Genomic DNA, 4,266 nt, shown 5'->3' on the forward strand with positions numbered 1-4,266 from the left:
TCGCTTATCGGGATGATTGATTGGAACATGTCGCCCAAGGACGCCATCGACATGCCCCATCTCGTCAACCGGTTCGGCACCTTTGACCTTGAGGCCGGAACCAATGCCGAAAACTTGGCCCCGGTACTGGAAGGCATGGGCTTTGAGACCAGCATTCGCGACCTTAATTCCGGCATTCACGCCATTATGATCACCGAAGACGGCCTGATTGGTGGGGCTGATTCCCGCCGCGAAGGCATTGTGGTTGGTGAATAAAGACATCCTGCGAAAACAAAAGAACGGGCAGCCCAACACCGCGCTGCCCGTTCTTTTTTGATGGACACTATGTCCGCCAGCTACGCGGCAGACATCCAATCGGCCAACAGCCGATAGAGGTCGCGATGGTCGGTCGCAATATGGTGCGCACCAGCATCAAGAAGGTAGTTGGCCGGCGTAATATCGACAAGACCGATGGTCGTCGCACCGGATGCAACACCTGCGCGCACGCCATTCTGACTGTCATCGACAACAATGCAGTCCTTGATATCGACACCGATTTTCTGTGCGGCCAGCAAAAAGACATCCGGATGCGGTTTAGGGTTTTCGACATCATGTGCCGAGCAAACCCGCCCTTCAAAACGTTCTTTCAAGCCAACCTTGGCGAGCGATACATCCATCTTGGCATGTGGACCGTTGCTGCCAATCGCAATGGGAATGTTGTTTTCTTCCAGCAGATCAAGCACCGGATCAAGATGTGCGAACGGCGTCAGATCGTTGCGAAAGGCCGTAAACGTGCGTTCGTAGCATTCAGACAGCCAGTCTTCTGGCAGTGTGATGCCAAACATCTGTTCCATTTTTGGCGGGACCATTGCCAATGTGCCACCAATGAAAAGATCATGGGTCTTTGCCATATCCATGTCGCAGCCATAATCACAAAGCTGCTCTGTTAACACGCGACACGCCAGTGTTTCGGTATCGACCAAAACACCATCACAATCAAAGATCACACCCCGAACGACCGGCTTTGACATTTCCGCCCCCTTACAAACCGGCCAGCTCAGACCAGCGTTCCTCGTCATAGGCGACCGTCCGGGTCGATCCGAAATCAACAACCGGGCGTTTGATCACGGTCGGATTGGCGGCAAGGACTGCGGCCGCAGCGGCACCGCCCTGCTCCAATGTTGCTTTGTCGTCGTCACTCAGGTTGCGATAACTCGGCCCGCGCTTGTTGATCAAAACCTTACCCCCGACTTCATCAAGCCAGCCTTCGATGGTCTTGGCGTCAATTCCGTCAGCGCGAAAATCATGGAGCTTGTTTTCAATGCCCTTTGAATCAAACCATTTCAGGGTTTTGCGGACAGTGTCGCAGTTCTTGATGCCGTAAATCGTAACCATATCAAATCCTGTACTTTAATATCTTCGGGATGCTGCCATGCATCGCGCAATCGGTTTTGACCCTAAATCACGGAACCTATATAAAGACCGCGCTTGGAATACAGCAACCCTCTTCACCCGACTTTGACAAAAACGGTAGGCAAATGACTGTTAATCGGCGTATTTCCGTCGCCCCGATGATGGATTGGACGGATCGGCATGATCGCTATTTTCTGCGGCAGATCAGTCGTCATACGTTGCTTTATACCGAAATGGTCACCACGGGTGCCATTCTTCACGGCGGCGTGGAACGTCATCTCCGCTATAACGACGCCGAACACCCGGTTGCGCTTCAACTTGGCGGCAGCGACCCGGACAATCTGGCGCGCGCCTGCGAAATCGCCAATGACTATGCCTACGATGAAATCAATCTGAATTGTGGTTGCCCATCAGATCGTGTGCAGAACGGCGCCTTTGGTGCCTGCCTGATGGCAACGCCGGATGTCGTTGCGAAGTGCGTGAAATCGATGATTTCGGCCAGCGACGCCCCGGTCACAGTCAAAAACCGCATCGGCATCGACGATCAGGAAGACTACCCGTCGCTTAAACGCTTCACCGAAACGGTTGCCGAGGCTGGCTGCAAGACTTTCATCGTTCATGCGCGCAAGGCGTGGCTCAAAGGTCTTTCGCCCAAGGAAAACCGAGAAGTTCCGCCGTTAAAGTACGAGTTGGTCTATCAGCTTAAGCAGGAATTCCCGGAGCTTGAAATCCTGATCAATGGTGGCATCAAGACGCTTGATGAAACCGAAGAGCATCTGAAACATGTCGACGGTGTCATGATCGGGCGCGAAGCCTATCAGAACCCTTATGTTCTGGCTGATGTCGACCGGCGTTTTTATGGCGATGACGCCAAGCCCCTGACACGCCATCAGGTGGTTGAAGCAATGCTGCCCTATATCGAAGAACACCTGAAAGAAGAACACGGCACCATTGGCCATGTCACCCGCCATATGCTGGGCCTGTTCCAGCAAATGCGCGGTGCGAAACAATGGCGCCGTTATCTGAGCGAAAACGCCCATCGCAAGGGTGCGGGTACGGAAGTCGTCCGCGAAGCCCTGGTCCTTGTCCCCGAACAGGATGACGAGGTCCTGTCTGCATGACGGCAAACGATGTCACCAAGCCGGCAGAAGGTGATGAACCAAGACCTGCTGGCGAAATAACCTGGCAGGATGGCAATGTGCCGTTCTCTCCGCATTTTGGTGATATCTATTTCAATCCCAAGGACGGGCTTGCTGAAACGCGCTATGTGTTTCTTGAGGGCAACAACCTTCCAACTGGCTGGCAGGACCGCGAAAGCTTTGTCATTGGCGAAACCGGCTTTGGCACCGGACTGAATTTTTTGGCCGCTTGGCAATGCTGGGACACTGATCCTAAACGATCCAAACGCCTGCATTTCGTTTCCGTTGAAAAATACCCGCTGTCGCGCGATGACATGATCCGCGCGCACCAGAGCTGGCCGGAACTATCGCAATATTCCAAACAGCTCGCTGAAATCTGGCCGCATGAAACCATGTTGCCCGGTGTGCACCGTTTTTCCCTTGCCGATGGCGATATCAGCCTGACGCTTTTGATCGGCGATGCGATTGAATGTTGGTCTGGCTATGACGGGAATGTTGATTGCTGGTTTCTTGATGGCTTTGCACCCGCGCGCAATCCCGATATGTGGCATCCGGACCTGTTTGCTGCACTTGCAAGCGCGTCCAATCCCAGTGGTGCAAGCCTCGCGACTTTTACTGCCGCACGCATTGCACGTGACGGCCTGGAAAGTGCCGGCTTTGCAATCAGCAAGCGCAAAGGGTTTGGCTATAAACGCGACATGATCACGGCAACGGTTGGTGACAACGGCAGTACGCCGGACCTGTTTGAAATCGCCGATGATCCTTGGTTTAACCTGCCCCGCCCCAAGAAAACCAAATCTGTCGCCGTTATCGGTGGGGGGCTTGCCGGTTCGGCCTGCGCGGATGCCTTAAAGGCGCGCGGCGTTGCCGTAACCCTTTTTGAAAAGGCCGATGAACTGGCCAGCGCGGCATCGGGCAATCCGATTGGCATGTTGGAGCCCTATCTGACCGTTGATGATGCAATCATGGGCCGGTTTTATGAGGCTGGTTACCGCTTCAGCCATCGCAAGATCAAAAAACTTGCCGATCAGGGTTTGGTCGAGGCCGATTTCTGCGGCGTGATTGATCTAGCCACCAGTGTCCGCAAACGTGAACGGCTTGATGGCCTGATCGCGCGTCTTGGCGACAAACCCGACCTTGTCGAGGCGCTTGACCGTGATCAGGCCTCAGAACGATTTGGCCTGCCCTTGCCCTATGGCGGTGTTTTTTATCCATCGGCCGGGTGGGTAAATCCGCCGTCGGTGGTAAGGGCCTTTTCTGATGGCATTGATGTTCGGCTTTCAACAACCATCACGGCCATTAGCGATTTTGAACAAGGCAAAGTCCTGACCGATGAAAACGGGTCTTCCTATGGGCCGTTTGATGCCGTCATCATCGCCGGCGCGCTTGAAACGCAAATGCTCGATCAGACAAGCTGGCTTAGAGACCACCTTAATCCTGTTCGCGGTCAGATCAGTTTTCTGCCAGAAGAAATCGTGTCAAACCTTGGCGATGGGGCCGCAATTAAGTGCGTTCTGAGCCACAAGGGCTACATCACACCAGCGCGCAATGGCATGCATGTATTTGGGGCCACTTTTGGACGTGACGATGCGCAGACGGACCTGCGCGAAGATGACCACGCGTTTAACATCAACCAGCTTGGCAAAGTCCTGCCCGACGTTGCGGCGAAGATCTCGCCTGACATGCTTCATGGGCGGGCATCCTTGCGCACGACAACCGCGGATCACCTGCCCCT

General features: G+C 54.3%; 4 protein-coding genes and 1 pseudogene. 3 read left to right on the top strand and 2 right to left on the bottom strand.

Going from position 1 to position 4,266, the window contains the following annotated elements; all coding sequences use genetic code 11:
* Nucleotides 1-255, top strand: a pseudogene (locus tag B3Z49_RS14215) (gamma-glutamyltransferase); the annotation flags it as partial.
* A gap of 80 nt (nucleotides 256-335) precedes the next feature.
* On the opposite strand, the gene B3Z49_RS14220 reads toward B3Z49_RS14215, so the two are convergent.
* The gene (locus B3Z49_RS14220; protein ID WP_064780918.1) at nucleotides 336-1,010 is read right to left on the bottom strand and encodes an HAD family hydrolase; all 675 of its coding nucleotides are present in this window, start codon (nucleotides 1,008-1,010) and stop codon (nucleotides 336-338) included.
* Between the two features lie 10 nt (nucleotides 1,011-1,020).
* Nucleotides 1,021-1,374, bottom strand: a complete 354-nt coding sequence (locus tag B3Z49_RS14225) for an ArsC/Spx/MgsR family protein (protein WP_296992070.1) — start codon at nucleotides 1,372-1,374, stop codon at nucleotides 1,021-1,023.
* Between the two features lie 143 nt (nucleotides 1,375-1,517).
* Here B3Z49_RS14225 and dusA point away from each other — a divergent pair, with 143 nt between their 5' ends.
* Both dusA and mnmC read left to right on the top strand, forming a co-directional pair.
* Nucleotides 1,518-2,513 carry a tRNA dihydrouridine(20/20a) synthase DusA gene (gene dusA, locus B3Z49_RS14230; RefSeq protein WP_296992072.1) on the top strand — a complete coding sequence of 332 codons (996 nt, stop codon included), beginning with the start codon at nucleotides 1,518-1,520 and terminating at the stop codon, nucleotides 2,511-2,513.
* On the top strand, nucleotides 2,510-4,266 hold a 1,757-nt coding region (gene mnmC, locus B3Z49_RS14235), incomplete at its 3' end, for a bifunctional tRNA (5-methylaminomethyl-2-thiouridine)(34)-methyltransferase MnmD/FAD-dependent 5-carboxymethylaminomethyl-2-thiouridine(34) oxidoreductase MnmC (RefSeq protein ID WP_296992073.1). The genes dusA and mnmC, both read left to right, overlap by 4 nt.

Origin of the sequence: Thalassospira sp. UBA1131, from assembly GCF_002311515.1 — a bacterium.
In the GTDB taxonomy this organism is placed as follows: Bacteria; Pseudomonadota; Alphaproteobacteria; order Rhodospirillales; family Thalassospiraceae; genus Thalassospira.

Bases quoted from the DNA above. Each gene is read 5' to 3' on its own strand.
- B3Z49_RS14225 (WP_296992070.1), bottom strand. From the start codon at position 1,374: ATGGTTACGATTTACGGCATCAAGAACTGCGACACTGTCCGCAAAACC.
- B3Z49_RS14220 (WP_064780918.1), bottom strand. From the start codon at position 1,010: ATGTCAAAGCCGGTCGTTCGGGGTGTGATCTTTGATTGTGATGGTGTT.
- dusA (WP_296992072.1), top strand. From the start codon at position 1,518: ATGACTGTTAATCGGCGTATTTCCGTCGCCCCGATGATGGATTGGACG.